Origin of the sequence: Escherichia coli, assembly GCF_036503815.1 — a bacterium.
GTDB classification, from domain to species: Bacteria; Pseudomonadota; Gammaproteobacteria; order Enterobacterales; family Enterobacteriaceae; genus Escherichia; species Escherichia coli_F.
The window spans coordinates 2,917,457-2,933,012 of record NZ_AP027764.1 but is presented as its reverse complement, the minus strand read 5'-3'; the positions used below and the strand labels follow the sequence as shown (position 1 = coordinate 2,933,012).

The following is a 15,556-nucleotide window of genomic DNA, read 5'->3' as shown; positions in this document are numbered from 1 at the left end:
ACTGGCTTAGCTTTATATTCATTAAGGTAATGCTGATAAATATTCCCGCTTGCAGGGGTAAAAGTGACCTGACGCAATATTTGTCTTTTCTTGCTTCTTAATAATGTTGTCACAAAAAGTGAGGGTGACTACATGGATAAACTACTTGAGCGATTTTTGAACTACGTGTCTCTGGATACCCAATCAAAAGCGGGGGTGAGACAGGTTCCCAGCACGGAAGGCCAATGGAAGTTATTGCATCTGCTGAAAGAGCAGCTCGAAGAGATGGGGCTTATCAATGTGACCTTAAATGAGAAGGGCACGTTGATGGCGACGTTACCGGCTAACGTCCCTGGCGATATCCCGGCGATTGGCTTTATTTCTCATGTGGATACCTCACCGGATTGCAGCGGCAAAAATGTGAATCCGCAAATTGTTGAAAACTATCGCGGTGGCGATATTGCGCTGGGTATCGGCGATGAAGTTTTATCACCGGTTATGTTCCCGGTGCTGCATCAGCTACTGGGTCAGACGCTGATTACCACCGATGGTAAAACCTTGTTAGGTGCCGATGACAAAGCAGGTATTGCAGAAATCATGACCGCGCTGGCGGTATTACAACAAAAAAACATTCCGCATGGTGATATTCGCGTCGCCTTTACCCCGGATGAAGAAGTGGGCAAAGGGGCGAAGCATTTTGATGTTGACGCCTTCGATGCCCGCTGGGGTTACACCGTTGATGGTGGTGGCGTAGGCGAACTGGAGTTTGAAAACTTCAACGCCGCGTCGGTCAATATCAAAATTGTCGGTAACAATGTTCACCCGGGCACGGCGAAAGGAGTGATGGTAAATGCGCTTTCGCTGGCGGCACGTATTCATGCGGAAGTTCCGGCAAATGAAAGCCCGGAAATGACAGAAGGCTATGAAGGTTTCTATCACCTGGCGAGCATGAAAGGCACCGTTGAACGGGCCGATATGCACTACATCATCCGTGATTTCGACCGTAAACAGTTTGAAGCGCGTAAACGTAAAATGATGGAGATCGCCAAAAAAGTGGGCAAAGGGTTACATCCTGATTGCTACATTGAACTGGTGATTGAAGACAGTTACTACAATATGCGCGAGAAAGTGGTTGAGCATCCGCATATTCTCGATATCGCTCAGCAGGCGATGCGTGACTGCGATATTGAGCCGGAACTGAAACCGATCCGCGGTGGTACCGACGGCGCGCAGTTGTCGTTTATGGGATTACCGTGTCCGAACCTGTTCACTGGCGGTTACAACTATCATGGTAAACATGAGTTTGTGACACTGGAAGGTATGGAAAAAGCAGTGCAGGTGATTGTCCGTATTGCCGAGTTAACGGCGCAACGCAAGTAACCGGAAAAGGATGCGGCATGTAATGCCGCATCCGACTTGAATTTAAACTTACCCTTCGAAGAACCAGTATCCGCTATTGACCAGCGCCGCGAGCATTGCGAGGAATGACGGATCTTCCAGCGCATCGCCAAAATTCTCCGCGGTCAGCGCAATGTTGCTGGCGAGCGCATCCAGTGCCGGACGGTGCGGGGAATCGATCTTCTCACCATTGGCATACACGTCGTCGCCAATGCGCAATACGCGCAGACCACCCAGGCGCACCAGCACATCACCTTGTTTCAGCGCATCGTAGATTTCATCCGGCTGATAAGGCGGCTCTGGCGGCGCGATATCCAGTTCATGGCGTGACTGGGATATAAACTCCCCAAACCACTGTTTAAAGTGTTCCGGCTGGTTGATCAATTCAAGCATCATCTCACGCAGTTTATCCATCTCTTGCGGTAGAACGTCCGCAGGATGAGCGCGAGGTGGGACATCCGGATCGCTGTAGTAGTTGCCGCCCAGTTCACGTTGCAGCACATAATCGGCAAATCCGCTAATCAGTTCCCGCGTATTTGGCGCGCGAAAACCCACGGAATAGTTCATCGCATTTTCCAGCGCGTAGCCTTCATGGGGGAATCCTGGCGGAATATAAAGAATATCGCCTGGCTCCAGCTCTTCATCAATGATGGCTTCGAACGGGTCGACCTGTAACAGATCCGGGTGCGGGCAGTGCTGTTTCATTTGCAGCTTTTCGCCCACTCGCCAGCGACGGCGACCAGTACCCTGAATGATAAACACGTCGTACTGATCGAGATGCGGGCCGACGCCGCCGCCAGGTACGGAAAAAGAGATCATCAAATCATCAATGCGCCAGTCCGGCAGTTCACGGAACGGTCGCATCAGTGCGGCGGTCGGCTCATGCCAGTGGTTCACTGCCTGCACTAACAATGACCAGTTAGTTTCACCAAGATGATCGTAGCTTTCGAACGGGCCGTGGCTGACCTGCCATTTGCCATCCTGGTGACTGACCAGTCGACTGTCGACTTCGCTTTCCATCGCCAGACCCGCCAACTCGTCTGGAGAGATCGGGTCAATAAAATTATTAAAGCCGCGTTTTAACACCACAGGGCGTTTCTGCCAGTGACGTTCAAGAAAATCGGGCCAGTTAAGAGTGAGTTGGTATTCCATGTTAAGCATCCACAGGCTGGTATCTGCAACCGATTATAACGGATGCTTAACGTAATGCGTGAAGTATGGACATATTTATTCATCTTTCGGCGCAGAATGCTGGCGACCAAAAATCACTTCCATCCGCGCACCGCCCAGCATGCTCTCTCCGGCGACGATTTTACCTTCATATTGCTCGGTGATTTCGCGGGCTACCGCCAGCCCTACACCTTGCCCAGGGCGTAAAGTATCAACCCGTTGACCACGGTCGAAAATGACCTCTCGCTTGCTTAATGGAATACCGGGGCCATCATCCTCGACCACAATATAGAGATGCTCGTCGGTTTGCCTTGCAGAAATTTCGACAAACTCGAGGCAATATTTACAGGCATTATCCAGCACATTGCCCATCACCTCGACAAAATCGTTCTGCTCACCAACAAAACTGATCTCTGGTGAAATATCGAGAGAGATATTGACCCCTTTGCGTTGATACACTTTATTCAGCGCCGAAGTGAGATTGTCCAACAGAGGGGCGACCGGATGCAGCTCGCGGCTAAGCAATGTCCCACCGCGCATACTGGCACGATGCAGGTAGTAGCCAATTTGCTGTGAAATGCGGCTGATTTGCTCCAGCATCACCGGCTCAGCATCACTGACGCTCATCTTCTCACTACGCAGAGAACGCAGCGTACTTTGCAGCACCGCCAGTGGCGTTTTCAGACTATGGGTCAGGTCGGTGAGCGTAGTGCGGTATTTGTCGTAACGTTCGCGTTCACTTTTTAACAGTCGGTTCAGGTTTCGTACCAGACTGGTCAGTTCTCGCGTTGTGGCTGGATTGAGCAATTCGCGGTTATGTTCTTCCAGTTCGCGGACTTCTTTTGCCAGGGCCTCGATGGGGCGTAAACTCCACCAGGCGGCGACCCACAGCAGCGGGATCACTAACAGCAGATTGGCTGAGAGCACATAGATAAACCAGCTCCAGACCATATAGGAACTTTTTAGCTCCACCGGAATGGTATCCACCACCACAATGGTTAACTTTGGCATCCGCGATGTTGCCGGGTAGACGTTTACCGCCACCGAGTGGGTCATCTCCGCGTCGTCATCATCTTCCCGCACTTCTTGCAACTGTTGCTGTATTGAATGATCTCCACTCAGCAAGAGGCTGGTATCGTTAACATCCGCTTCAATTTCATGAAAACCATTCGATTTCAGCCAGTCAGGCTGGATCATCTTCATCAGCCAGGGCACGTCACGTTGCGCCCATAAAAGCTGCCCGTTCTCATCATAAATTAGCGTCATAGTGGGGCTTTGCTTGTCGATATTTTCGGGTAACTCGACATGCAACTTATTGTTTTCCCACTTCGCAAGGGTATAGAACAGATTGCTCTCGCCACGTAACAGCCGAAACGTGGTTTTATCGAAACTGACGCTATAACCGATCAGCGCAACCATTCCGTAGGCAAGCGAAAGCACCAATACTACTGCTGCCGTTGCTAACAGAAAACGTACCCGCAGCGAGAGCGGGAAAAAAAGACGCAGTAATTTTTTCATCAGCGCAATTCGAACAGATAGCCCTGGCCGCGAACGGTGGTAATCACTTCTTGCGGATATTGTGCCTGAATTTTTTTGCGCAGACGTCCCATCAGTACATCAATGGTATGGCTTTCCCGCAGCTCCGCATCCGGGTAGAGTTGTAGCATTAACGAATCTTTACTGACCACTTTGCCATTATTGCGTATCAACGTTTCCATAATGGTGTATTCGAACGCGGTCAGTTTGATCACTTCGTCATTAATGGATAACTCACGGCGGGAGAGATCAACCTGAAACGGTGGCAGCGAAATTACCTGGGAAGCCAGACCGCTATTACGCCGCATTAATGCCTGCATTCGCGCCATCACCTCTTCAATATGAAACGGTTTAGTCACGTAATCATCAGCGCCAGCACTTAATACTTCGACTTTGTCCTGCCAGCTTTCACGGGCGGTTAATACCAGAATCGGCAGTGAAACATCATTGCTGCGCCAGCGGCGAATCAATGACAGACCGTCCTCGTCAGGCAAACCGAGATCGACAATCGCAATATCCGGTAAATGCTCATTGAGATAATAATCGGCTTCTTTGGCATCTTCTGCGTCATCGACCTGATGACCAGCATCCTGAATCTGAACTTTAAGATGGTGACGTAACAACGCATTGTCTTCAACAACCAGTACGCGCATTTTTCATTCTCCCTGTTTTAATTATTAAAATAGTGTAACGCGATTATGTCGTTATGGGGGTAAACATTAAATAAACCAGCGGGGAGGGGAGGTAAAGAGAAAAAATAAAAAGCGGATAATCTTAATAAGCAGGCCGGACAGCATCGCCATCCGGCACTGATTTGAGGCTTATTTCAGCTCATCAACCATGGTGATGGCGCGGCCAATGTAGTTTGCCGGCGTCATCGCTTTCAGGCGGGCTTTCTCTTCTTCTGGCAGTGCCAGACCGTCGATAAATTGCTTCATGCCTTCGGCGTCAACGCGCTTACCGCGAGTCAGCTCTTTCAGCTTTTCGTACGGTTTTTCGATGCCATAGCGACGCATAACTGTCTGGATTGGCTCAGCCAGCACTTCCCAGTTGTGATCCAGTTCCTCCAGCAGATGGTCACGGTTCACTTCCAGTTTGCTCACGCCTTTCAGGGTGGATTGATACGCAATCAGCGCATAACCGATACCCACGCCGAGGTTACGCAGCACGGTGGAGTCGGTCAGGTCACGCTGCCAGCGGGAAACCGGCAGTTTGCTTGCCAGGTGCTGCAACACCGCGTTGGAAAGCCCCAGGTTACCTTCGGAGTTTTCGAAGTCAATCGGGTTAACTTTATGCGGCATGGTGGAAGAACCAATCTCACCAGCAATGGTTTTCTGTTTGAAGTGGTTAAGGGCGATATAACCCCAGACGTCACGGTCGAAGTCGATCAGAATGGTGTTGAAACGCGCAACGCAATCAAACAGTTCGGCAATATAGTCGTGTGGTTCGATCTGGGTGGTGTACGGGTTCCACTGAATACCCAGCGAGGTGACGAACTCTTCGCTGAACTGATGCCAGTCAACTTCCGGGTAAGCCGCGATGTGGGCATTATAGTTGCCGACAGCGCCGTTGATTTTGCCGAGGATCTCCACCTGATTAAGCTGGCGGTACTGACGTTCCATGCGGTAGGCAACGTTTGCCATCTCTTTACCGATGGTTGACGGCGTGGCTGGCTGACCGTGGGTACGGGACAGCAGCGGGATATCGCGATACTGAACGGCGAGATCTTTAATGCCATCAATCAGTTGACGCCAGTATGGCAGGATCACTTCATCACGCGCGGTTTTCAGCATCAACGCGTGGGAGAGGTTATTGATATCTTCCGAAGTACAGGCAAAGTGGATGAATTCAGAAACTGCGTGCAGTTCCGGGATATCGGCCACTTTTTCTTTCAGGAAATACTCAACCGCTTTAACGTCGTGGTTAGTGGTACGCTCGATGGTTTTGATGCGTGCTGCATCTTCTTCGCTGAAACTGGCGACAATTGTATCAAGGTAACCGATTGCGTCGGCAGCAAAAGCAGGAACTTCCTTGATCGCTGCGTGCGCGGCCAGTTTTTGCAGCCAACGTACTTCAACTTGTACACGGAATTTCAGCAAACCATATTCGCTGAAAATCCCGCGCAGCGCGCTGACTTTATCGCCGTAGCGTCCATCGACAGGGGAAACGGCGGTCAGTGAGGATAATTCCATAGATCACAACTCCGGGGTTAAATGAGCAAGAATTTGTTTTGCCTGAGTGGTCAGGCGATTACGAGAAAACATCAGTTGTAGACGTCCGCCGCCGACCTGGTGCCAGAGCACGGCGGCGCGAATGCCTGCCAGCAGGGTGGCGCGGACTTTCGCCTGCACCTGTGGGCTTTGCAGTACAGCAGGAGATCCGGTGACCTGAATGCGCGGGCCTAGCGGGCTAATCACATCAACATAAATAGCGGCCATCGCGCTCATCAGCGTTTCGGACTGTAGATCGAAGTGTTCGAGCTGACGTTGCAGGCCGTTGATGCGGTTGCCCAGAGTGTCGAGCGCACCTTTCGCTGAGGAAAGTTTGCGCTCAAGCACCATCAGGCTAAGGGTGTAGCGGGTTAACTCAGCATTTAAGCCCTGGCGACTGCTGGCGTTGAGCACGCCGAGCAATGTTTCCAGCCCGACGCGCAGGTTAGCTTCGCTGCCACCAAAAACCGCCAGCGTGGAGCTGGGGTTCATATCGATAATACTGTTGAGTGAGACGTGTAGCGCATCGGCATCACAATGCCCCTGGTGAGCGAGTTGTTGCACCAGGCGTGCCGACTGACAAATTCCGGCCAGGGCGAGGGTGATGTCATAGTAATTCTTTGCCACGTTCACTGCTTCCTTGTTGTAATTAAAGACAATAATCAGACCGGCAGCGGCAGACGCTGCTCAATAATACCGCCACCGAGGCACACTTCACCGTTATAGAAGACGGCAGACTGGCCCGGCGTCACGGCGGCAACCGGCTCATCAAAAATCACTTCAATGCGATCGTCGTCCAGCGCCTTGACGGTGCAAGGGATGTCGGTCTGGCGATAGCGGGTTTTTACCGTGCAACGCATAGTGCCGGTGAATGGTTCGCGATCGACCCAGTGCAGCTGCTGGGCAATCAGACCGACAGACATCAGACGCGGGTGTTCATGGCCCTGCGCAACAATCAGAATGTTGTTTTCGACGTCTTTATCGACCACATACCACGGTTCTTCGGTGCCTTCTTTGGTGCCACCGATACCCAGACCTTTACGCTGACCGAGTGTGTGATACATCAGCCCCTGGTGCTCGCCGATTTCATCGCCATCGACGGTAATGATTTTGCCCGGTTGCGCAGGGAGATAACGGCCCAGGAACTCGCGGAATTTACGCTCGCCGATAAAACAGATACCGGTAGAATCTTTTTTCTTCGCGGTAACCAGACCGAGATCTTCTGCAATCTTGCGCACCTGCGGCTTTTCCAGTTCGCCGACCGGGAACAGACTTTGCGCAATCTGCTCATGGCTGAGCGTATAAAGGAAGTAGCTCTGGTCTTTATTGCTATCCAGACCACGCAGCAGGCGGCTCTTACCATCGACATCGGCACGACGAACGTAATGACCGGTAGCGATATAATCGGCACCTAAATCTTCGGCGGCAAATTCGAGGAAGGCTTTAAATTTGATCTCTTTGTTGCACAGAATATCTGGGTTCGGCGTGCGACCGGCTTTATATTCGGCAAGGAACAGTTCAAAGACGTTGTCCCAGTACTCGGCAGCAAAGTTGACGGTGTGCAGTTCAATGCCGAGCTTGTCGCAGACAGCCTGGGCATCAGCCAGATCCGCTGCCGCCGTGCAATATTCCTCACCGTCGTCTTCTTCCCAGTTCTTCATAAACAGGCCTTCGACCTGATATCCCTGTTGTTGCAACAGCCAGGCAGAAACGGAGGAATCGACACCGCCGGACATGCCGACGATTACTTTTTTTGCGGTTTCAGACATTGGATCACTCACGACATTGAACTTCAAGGCGGCGTATTCTATCACGCAGCCTTTTAGATGACACCCTTTGTAAAAGGCCAGTTAAAATCGCTAATCATCTCCAGCGGATAGCGTTGCCCACTTTGATAACAACGAATACTTTCCGCCACCAGCGGCGAGCGCAGATTTGACGCCTGTAAAATCTCATCGGCGCTGACCCAACGGCAGCAGTCGATATCGCTGTCATGGGGCTGGGTTGGACATATTTGCTCAAGCTCAATGGCAAACAGGAAGCGCAAAAACGGCGTTTTATCCGGCGCAATCCACTGATGCATGCGGATAAAATGTTGCGGTTGCGCGCTGATGCCCGTCTCTTCCCACAGCTCACGGGCGGCGGCTTCCACTAAGGTTTCATCGGCTTCCAGATGCCCGGCGGGCTGGTTCCATAACGCTTTACCATTAATCGTCTCTTCAACGACTAAAAATTTGCCTTCTGCGTGCACCACGCAGGCAACGGTAACGTGCGGTTTAAACATTTTGCGTCCTTAATCTGTCGCTTCTCGCCATTCGCCATTGGCAAGATTATCCAAAGAGTAATCACCCATCGCATAGCGAATCAGTCGCAGCGTGGGAAAACCAACATGGGCGGTCATGCGGCGCACCTGGCGATTACGTCCTTCATATAAGGTGATCTTAAGCCAGCTGGTGGGAATACTTTTTCGTTCACGAATTGGCGGATTCCGCGGCCATAACCATTCCGGCTCCTCAACCATCTCCGCACCTGCGGGCAGGGTAGGGCCATCATTTAAGGTTACGCCATTGCGCAACCCTTCAAGGGCGTCTTCCGTGGGAATACCTTCTACCTGTACATAATAGATTTTCCCGGTACGTTTACCCGGCTGGGTTAAACGCGCCTGCAAAGCGCCGTTATTGGTCAGCACCAGTAACCCTTCGCTGTCGCGGTCGAGACGACCTGCCGCATACACTCCCTGAACCGGGATGAATTCTTTTAATGTTTTGCGTCCGGCTTCATCGGTGAACTGCGGAAGAACATCGTAGGGTTTATTGAACAGGATCACACGCGTGGGCTGGTTTTCAGGTTTTCGCCTGGTAGAACGTTGCGAGCTGAATCGCTTAACCTGGTGATTTCTAAAAGAAGTTTTTTGCATGGTATTTTCAGAGATTATGAATTGCCGCATTATAGCCTAATAACGCGCATCTTTCATGACGGCAAACAATAGGGTAGTATTGACAAGCCAATTACAAATCATTAACAAAAAATTGCTCTAAAGCATCCGTATCGCAGGACGCAAACGCATATGCAACGTGGTGGCAGACGAGCAAACCAGTAGCGCTCGAAGGAGAGGTGAATGGAAAGTAAAGTAGTTGTTCCGGCACAAGGCAAGAAGATCACCCTGCAAAACGGCAAACTCAACGTTCCTGAAAATCCGATTATCCCTTACATTGAAGGTGATGGAATCGGTGTAGATGTAACCCCAGCCATGCTGAAAGTGGTCGACGCTGCAGTCGAGAAAGCCTATAAAGGCGAGCGTAAAATCTCCTGGATGGAAATTTACACCGGTGAAAAATCCACACAGGTTTATGGTCAGGACGTCTGGCTGCCTGCTGAAACCCTTGATCTGATTCGTGAATATCGCGTTGCCATTAAAGGCCCTCTGACCACTCCGGTTGGCGGCGGTATTCGTTCTCTCAACGTAGCTCTGCGCCAGGAACTGGATCTCTACATCTGCCTGCGTCCGGTACGTTACTATCAGGGCACCCCAAGCCCGGTTAAACATCCTGAACTGACCGATATGGTTATCTTCCGTGAAAACTCGGAAGACATTTATGCGGGTATCGAATGGAAAGCTGATTCTGCCGACGCTGAGAAAGTGATTAAATTCCTGCGTGAAGAGATGGGCGTGAAGAAAATTCGCTTCCCGGAACATTGCGGTATCGGTATTAAGCCGTGTTCTGAAGAGGGCACCAAACGTCTGGTTCGTGCCGCGATCGAATACGCAATTGCTAACGACCGTGACTCTGTGACCCTGGTGCACAAAGGTAACATCATGAAGTTCACCGAAGGCGCGTTTAAAGACTGGGGGTACCAGCTGGCGCGTGAAGAGTTTGGCGGTGAACTGATCGACGGCGGCCCGTGGCTGAAAGTCAAAAACCCGAACACCGGCAAAGAGATCGTCATTAAAGACGTGATTGCTGACGCATTCCTGCAACAGATCCTGCTGCGTCCGGCTGAATACGACGTTATCGCCTGTATGAACCTCAACGGTGACTACATTTCTGATGCTCTGGCAGCGCAGGTTGGCGGTATCGGTATCGCCCCAGGCGCAAACATCGGTGACGAATGCGCGCTGTTTGAAGCCACCCACGGTACTGCGCCGAAGTATGCTGGTCAGGACAAAGTTAACCCAGGCTCTATCATCCTCTCCGCTGAGATGATGCTGCGCCATATGGGCTGGACTGAAGCCGCAGATCTGATTGTTAAAGGTATGGAAGGCGCGATTAACGCGAAGACCGTAACCTATGACTTCGAGCGTCTGATGGAAGGCGCTAAACTGCTGAAATGTTCAGAGTTTGGTGACGCGATCATCAAGAATATGTAATCACTACATGTGTTAAATATTGAAACGGGCGTATAACACGCCCGTTGTTTTTTGTTAGCATGCTAACGGTTATCAAAATTTTATCAAAACTCCCCTGCTAGTTTGGGGTAGTGTGGTCTGTCCAATGACTGCTCTACTGCCTAAGTCCCTATTCTCTTTTCTTTTAAACTGCGGTAAAGACCGGAATGCAACGGATCTGTATTAATAAAATAATAATGATCTCCCGTCTGGCGTTTAATGGCACGACGGTTATGCTCCCTGTTTGCTGACAGGCCCCGGCGCTGTGCGAGTTAAATAAACAGGTCTGCAGCTTTCCAGGGGGAGCCGTGGGCAAACACGGCACGATCCGGAATATCAACCCCCCTGAGAAAAAGGATTGTATTATATGGTAACACCATGCCGCATTAACGCGGCTGTGACACTGTCCCAGCTCCTGCAGAGCCAGGAAAGTTGCAGGACTCATCTGCGGGAGATGATAAATTTAATTCACAGAAATACGGACTGTAGCACGATGAGTTCTGACCAGATTAACGAACTGGCGGATGTCATGGCGACCGCACTGCAGCCAAATCAGATGGCTAAACTGCCGGATAATCCAGACATGCCTAGGGCGCGTGGTCTGCAAATTCCTGAGTCGTTCAGTTTTAGTTTTTCCGACCACACCATTACCTTCACCAACACGCATATGGATTTTAATGGGGACAATTGCGTGAATATTATGGTCAGCAAGGATGGGAGGAGTGCCTGTGGCTATGCTGATTGTTATCTGTTTAACGCCTTTGTCACAACACTGGTCTCACGCATTCGCCAGCCCGGAATAGATGATTTCAGCCCTTCTATCACAGAAGAAAAACAACGGGAAGGAGTGAATTACATGCTAACGCCATGCTACTCCAACCTCGCCATGGGCGCGACATTGCCCCGGCCCCTGCTGCTGCTCCAGAGCAGCGAGAAAATTCTGAATCAGATGAAAAATTTAATCATCGAGAATACGGACGAGGCTAACGAACTGGTAGTTGCCATGACGAATGCACTGTTTACGTACCGGGCGGAGGTGGGGGCTGACCCGCAACTCACTAAGCTTTTCACTGAGCCGTTCAAGTTTAGTTTCTGTTTTTCCGGCCACACCATCACCTTCACGAAAACTATTAGTAATAGCAAATTAGTGAATATTGATGTCAGTGATGGCAGTGTGAAGGTCTGTGGAAGTGTGGATAGTACCCGATTTCACGCCATTGCCGCGACACTGTTGTCACATAACCAGCCAGAATCACTTGATTTCAGGTCCTCCCTCTCCGCACTGTCGGAAGAAAACCTGAGTGCGAAACATGAGACAGTCCCGCAACGTCGCGTCAGGGTAAGGTCGAAAGTTGCCATAAAGCTCCCCATTCCCTACGAGGTTATCCGGAAATGGTCGATGATGACCTCGGATGAGCGGCGCAACGTCGATTTCAATAAGTGGTGTGAGAGCCACAACATCCGGCCGTGCACAGCACGTCATTACCTGAATTTGAGCAAGGACGGATTAACCTGGGTGGGCCGAGCGAAGCTGAACAAACCAGAGAAATGGAACAGAGTTACCAAAAATCTCGTCCGGGAATGGTCGAAGATGCCCCAGGTTCAGCGGGAAAAGATCAAGGGTGTTAAGGGGTTTTGTACTGACCACAGCATTAATATATTCACTGCCAGAAAATACATGACAGAGAATGGGCTTACCGAAAGGGGCAAGAGCAGGATAAAGAAAGGTTCGTAAGGATCCGGTAAATTCGCGTTACATAATCATCAGCCCCTTAAATCGAAATCATAGTGGAGGGGCTTTTTTGAATAAATCGTACTTTTACTGAGTTTAAGGATCAGACCACACATCATCTGCCAACACGGCTCGTCCCGTTACAAAGCAAAAGTTTGAATCACCAACTGGCACATCAATAACAGAGCTCTTATCAACCGAGGCCCCTCCCTGTCTGGTTGCACGAGGAGGTGATTTCGGATTGGTATAAGTCAGCAATGCCTTCTTCCCAAGGGCGACCTCAGCATTCAGCGTAACGGATGTAGAGGTGTAGCCGGATTAATCCGGCAAACCCATCAAAAAATCAGGACAGCAGCAGACGGAGTTTACGCCTCTCGGCTCTGTTACGAGCAGCTGCGCCGTGTGAAAATCAGCGCGCTCATCCCACCCCAAAAAGGAGCGGGTTACTGGCCCGGTGAGTATGCCGACCGTAACTGTGCAGTCGCGTATCAGCGATTGACCGAGGGTAATTCCCGGTGAAAATGGACAAAAGATTACAATCGTCGCTCAATAGCGGAAACGGCAATGTACAGGGTAAAACAGTTATTCTGAGGTTCTCTGATGCTGCTAGATTATGATAGGCCGGTTGCAGAGGCTTTGGTCATGGTGCATACGCTGAACATAATGATGAAGGTAGGTATGCCAGAAAGTGTTCATACTGCCTGAAGATACAACCTGCTCAGGGGATATTACCGAAAATTATTTATTCGACAAAGCCCCATAGGGAGCGACTTGTAATGATGCAGGCCCAGCGGGAAGGCTCAACAATACATAACCGAACAGTGTTATAATAAGATTCATTTTGCTGATTGTTTCATAAGGACCAGTGAAGTAAGATCTAAGAAGAGTTAAAATTTATACAGTATAATCATGATATTGCAGTAAGGTGGTTATAATTGAAAGAACATTTGGATATGAATACATCTCATGTAAGAGTTGTAACTCATATGTGTGGGTTCTTGGTCTGGCTCTATAGTCTTTCAATGTTACCACCAATGGTTGTAGCATTGTTTTATAAAGAAAAAAGCTTGTTCGTTTTTTTTATTACTTTTGTTATATTTTTTTGTTTTGGTGGCGGAGCGTGGTATACCACTAAAAAATCTGGCATTCAATTACGCACCCGTGATGGGTTTATTATAATTGTAATGTTTTGGATTTTATTTTCTATTATTAGCGCATTTCCATTATGGATTGATTCAGAGCTTAATTTAACGTTTGCTGACGCGCTGTTTGAAGGGGTTTCCGGAATAACAACAACAGGAGCAACAGTAATTGATGATGTCAGTTCATTATCTCGGGCATATTTGTTCTACCGGTCACAATTAAATTTTATAGGCGGTTTAGGGGTAATTGTTCTGGCAGTTGCTGTGTTGCCATTATTGGGTATTGGTGGTGCAAAACTTTATCAGTCAGAAATGCCAGGGCCATTTAAGGATGACAAACTAACTCCACGCTTGGCTGATACGTCGCGGACACTTTGGATAACTTATTCTTTATTAGGCATTGCTTGTATTGTTTGTTATCGACTTGCAGGAATGCCTTTGTTTGATGCTATTTGTCATGGACTTTCTACAGTTTCTCTTGGCGGTTTTTCAACTCATAGTGAGAGTATCGGCTATTTCAATAATTATTTGATTGAACTGGTGGCGGGCTCTTTTTCTCTGTTATCGGCTTTCAACTTTACTCTTTGGTATGTTGTTATAAGCAGGAAAACAATAAAACCCTTACTCAGAGATGTTGAACTTCGTTTCTTTTTGTTAATAGCTTCAGGTGTTATTATTGTTACCTCTTTCCAGGTCTGGCATATAGGTATGTATGACTTAACTGGAAGTGTTGTTCATTCGTTTTTTCTTGCTAGCTCCATGCTCACTGATAATGGTTTAGCTACGCAGGATTATTCAAACTGGCCCACACATACGATAGTTTTTTTGCTGCTGTCAAGTTTTTTTGGGGGATGTATAGGCTCAACGTGCGGCGGAATTAAATCACTTAGATTTCTTATACTTTTTAAACAAAGTAAACACGAAATAAATCAGCTTTCTCATCCCAGAGCATTGCTTAGTGTAAATGTAGGAGGGAAGATTGTTACAGACCGCGTAATGAGGTCTGTATGGAGTTTCTTTTTTCTTTATACTTTCTTTACAGTGTTTTTTATACTGGTGCTAAATGGTATGGGATATGATTTCCTTACATCATTTGCGACAGTCGCTGCATGCATTAATAATATGGGGCTGGGTTTTGGGGCTACCGCATCCTCATTCGGTGTTCTTAATGATATTGCAAAATATCTCATGTGTATTGCTATGATTCTTGGTCGACTTGAAATTTACCCTGTTATTATACTATTTTCAGGATTTTTTTGGCGTTCTTGATATATAGTTAATTTATTATTGTGAATTTTATAGTATGTTGACCCCCTCATTTGGACTGGACCCATAGGATTATTACCATCTCCGATGTGAAGTTGATAAAAAAATGCCTCTTTCTTACGCGAAATATCATCATTTCATCTGACGTGAATGCTGATAGTATCAGGATTGAGAAGCAAGCAGGCTACTCACTTAGCCTCGACGCCTCCTATTTACCATAAGAGACATCGAAATAACATTACAGTACAGTTTTTGCCCATCGCCTTCTGCGAAGTTTAGGAATGCAAGATGTTGCAGTGAGTCTTGTTCCACAGCGGGAACAGACAGCACCATGAGGTTGATTTAACTAAGGTTTATAGGTTGTAAAATTAAAACTTTGGCTTGAGCAAATCGGGCAGCAAAATTTAAGATTGGGGATAGCCCCTCCTGCCGGTTACGTTGAAACCTAAGGTTAGTTCAGAAGGTAGAAAAAAGATAGGTAACTACGTTAAATTAATAGCATTAAACACTAAAAAAAATAAACTCTGACGTCACATACATATCATTGTTTGACCACTCGGTAGAGGAACCAGAAACAAGTATTATGGGTTAAGTGCAGCTTCAGGTGTTGAATCTGGATTCAACGAATACATTCAGCACCATGCCTTCAAATAAAACAAAATCATAGAGCCCCTCTACGAAGGGGCAGTTTTTGGTAGATTTATCTATAGCATATAGGGAAGGTTAAATACCCCCC

The 15,556-nt window shown here is 48.6% G+C and carries 12 protein-coding genes and 1 pseudogene; 5 read left to right on the top strand and 8 right to left on the bottom strand.

Going from position 1 to position 15,556, the window contains the following annotated elements:
- The first annotated feature begins 132 nt into the window (after positions 1–132).
- Positions 133–1,359: a peptidase T gene (gene pepT, locus AABJ99_RS14075; protein ID WP_039021976.1), complete on the top strand. Its 1,227-nt coding sequence runs from the start codon at positions 133–135 to the stop codon at positions 1,357–1,359.
- Positions 1,360–1,407: 48 nt separating this feature from the next.
- Here the strand turns inward: pepT and roxA are convergent, their stop codons facing one another.
- The 8 genes from roxA to rluE all read right to left on the bottom strand — a co-directional run bounded on the left by roxA (position 1,408) and on the right by rluE (position 9,240).
- Positions 1,408–2,529 (bottom strand): [50S ribosomal protein L16]-arginine 3-hydroxylase, encoded by a 1,122-nt coding sequence (gene roxA / locus AABJ99_RS14070; RefSeq protein WP_001295435.1) that lies wholly within the window; start codon positions 2,527–2,529, stop codon positions 1,408–1,410.
- A 75-nt stretch (positions 2,530–2,604) separates the two neighbouring features.
- A complete protein-coding gene (gene phoQ, locus AABJ99_RS14065) occupies positions 2,605–4,065 on the bottom strand; it encodes a two-component system sensor histidine kinase PhoQ (RefSeq protein WP_000735412.1) in 1,461 nt (486 codons plus the stop codon).
- The gene (gene phoP / locus AABJ99_RS14060) at positions 4,065–4,736 is read right to left on the bottom strand and encodes a two-component system response regulator PhoP (protein WP_001265481.1); all 672 of its coding nucleotides are present in this window, start codon (positions 4,734–4,736) and stop codon (positions 4,065–4,067) included. Before phoP ends, phoQ begins: the two co-directional genes overlap by 1 nt.
- A gap of 168 nt (positions 4,737–4,904) precedes the next feature.
- Positions 4,905–6,275 carry an adenylosuccinate lyase gene (purB, locus tag AABJ99_RS14055; RefSeq protein WP_000423751.1) on the bottom strand — a complete coding sequence of 457 codons (1,371 nt, stop codon included), beginning with the start codon at positions 6,273–6,275 and terminating at the stop codon, positions 4,905–4,907.
- A 3-nt stretch (positions 6,276–6,278) separates the two neighbouring features.
- The gene (gene hflD, locus AABJ99_RS14050; protein ID WP_001297479.1) at positions 6,279–6,920 is read right to left on the bottom strand and encodes a high frequency lysogenization protein HflD; all 642 of its coding nucleotides are present in this window, start codon (positions 6,918–6,920) and stop codon (positions 6,279–6,281) included.
- 35 nt (positions 6,921–6,955) lie between these two features.
- Positions 6,956–8,062 carry a tRNA 2-thiouridine(34) synthase MnmA gene (gene mnmA, locus AABJ99_RS14045; protein ID WP_001353282.1) on the bottom strand — a complete coding sequence of 369 codons (1,107 nt, stop codon included), beginning with the start codon at positions 8,060–8,062 and terminating at the stop codon, positions 6,956–6,958.
- Positions 8,063–8,115: 53 nt separating this feature from the next.
- Positions 8,116–8,577 (bottom strand): phosphatase NudJ, encoded by a 462-nt coding sequence (gene nudJ, locus AABJ99_RS14040; RefSeq protein ID WP_039021975.1) that lies wholly within the window; start codon positions 8,575–8,577, stop codon positions 8,116–8,118.
- Between the two features lie 9 nt (positions 8,578–8,586).
- Entirely contained in the window at positions 8,587–9,240 is a 654-nt protein-coding gene (rluE, locus tag AABJ99_RS14035) for a 23S rRNA pseudouridine(2457) synthase RluE (RefSeq protein WP_039021974.1), read from the bottom strand.
- A gap of 171 nt (positions 9,241–9,411) precedes the next feature.
- On the opposite strand from rluE, the gene icd reads away from it, so the two are divergent.
- The 4 genes and pseudogenes from icd to trkG all read left to right on the top strand — a co-directional run bounded on the left by icd (position 9,412) and on the right by trkG (position 14,823).
- The gene (gene icd, locus AABJ99_RS14030) at positions 9,412–10,662 is read left to right on the top strand and encodes an NADP-dependent isocitrate dehydrogenase (protein ID WP_000444487.1); all 1,251 of its coding nucleotides are present in this window, start codon (positions 9,412–9,414) and stop codon (positions 10,660–10,662) included.
- Positions 10,663–11,047: 385 nt separating this feature from the next.
- Positions 11,048–12,415 carry a hypothetical protein gene (locus tag AABJ99_RS14025; RefSeq protein WP_039021973.1) on the top strand — a complete coding sequence of 456 codons (1,368 nt, stop codon included), beginning with the start codon at positions 11,048–11,050 and terminating at the stop codon, positions 12,413–12,415.
- Positions 12,416–12,727: 312 nt separating this feature from the next.
- Positions 12,728–13,117, top strand: a pseudogene (locus AABJ99_RS14020) (transposase); the annotation flags it as partial.
- Positions 13,118–13,365: 248 nt separating this feature from the next.
- On the top strand, positions 13,366–14,823 hold the full coding sequence (trkG, locus tag AABJ99_RS14015; protein ID WP_338387573.1) for a Trk system potassium transporter TrkG: 1,458 nt from the start codon (positions 13,366–13,368) through the stop codon (positions 14,821–14,823).
- The last annotated feature ends 733 nt before the right edge of the window (positions 14,824–15,556 follow it).

Bases quoted from the DNA above. Each gene is read 5' to 3' on its own strand.
- pepT (WP_039021976.1), top strand. From the start codon at position 133: ATGGATAAACTACTTGAGCGATTTTTGAACTACGTGTCTCTGGATACC.
- roxA (WP_001295435.1), bottom strand. From the start codon at position 2,529: ATGGAATACCAACTCACTCTTAACTGGCCCGATTTTCTTGAACGTCAC.
- phoQ (WP_000735412.1), bottom strand. From the start codon at position 4,065: ATGAAAAAATTACTGCGTCTTTTTTTCCCGCTCTCGCTGCGGGTACGT.
- phoP (WP_001265481.1), bottom strand. From the start codon at position 4,736: ATGCGCGTACTGGTTGTTGAAGACAATGCGTTGTTACGTCACCATCTT.
- purB (WP_000423751.1), bottom strand. From the start codon at position 6,275: ATGGAATTATCCTCACTGACCGCCGTTTCCCCTGTCGATGGACGCTAC.
- mnmA (WP_001353282.1), bottom strand. From the start codon at position 8,062: ATGTCTGAAACCGCAAAAAAAGTAATCGTCGGCATGTCCGGCGGTGTC.
- nudJ (WP_039021975.1), bottom strand. From the start codon at position 8,577: ATGTTTAAACCGCACGTTACCGTTGCCTGCGTGGTGCACGCAGAAGGC.
- rluE (WP_039021974.1), bottom strand. From the start codon at position 9,240: ATGCGGCAATTCATAATCTCTGAAAATACCATGCAAAAAACTTCTTTT.
- icd (WP_000444487.1), top strand. From the start codon at position 9,412: ATGGAAAGTAAAGTAGTTGTTCCGGCACAAGGCAAGAAGATCACCCTG.
- AABJ99_RS14025 (WP_039021973.1), top strand. From the start codon at position 11,048: ATGGTAACACCATGCCGCATTAACGCGGCTGTGACACTGTCCCAGCTC.
- trkG (WP_338387573.1), top strand. From the start codon at position 13,366: ATGAATACATCTCATGTAAGAGTTGTAACTCATATGTGTGGGTTCTTG.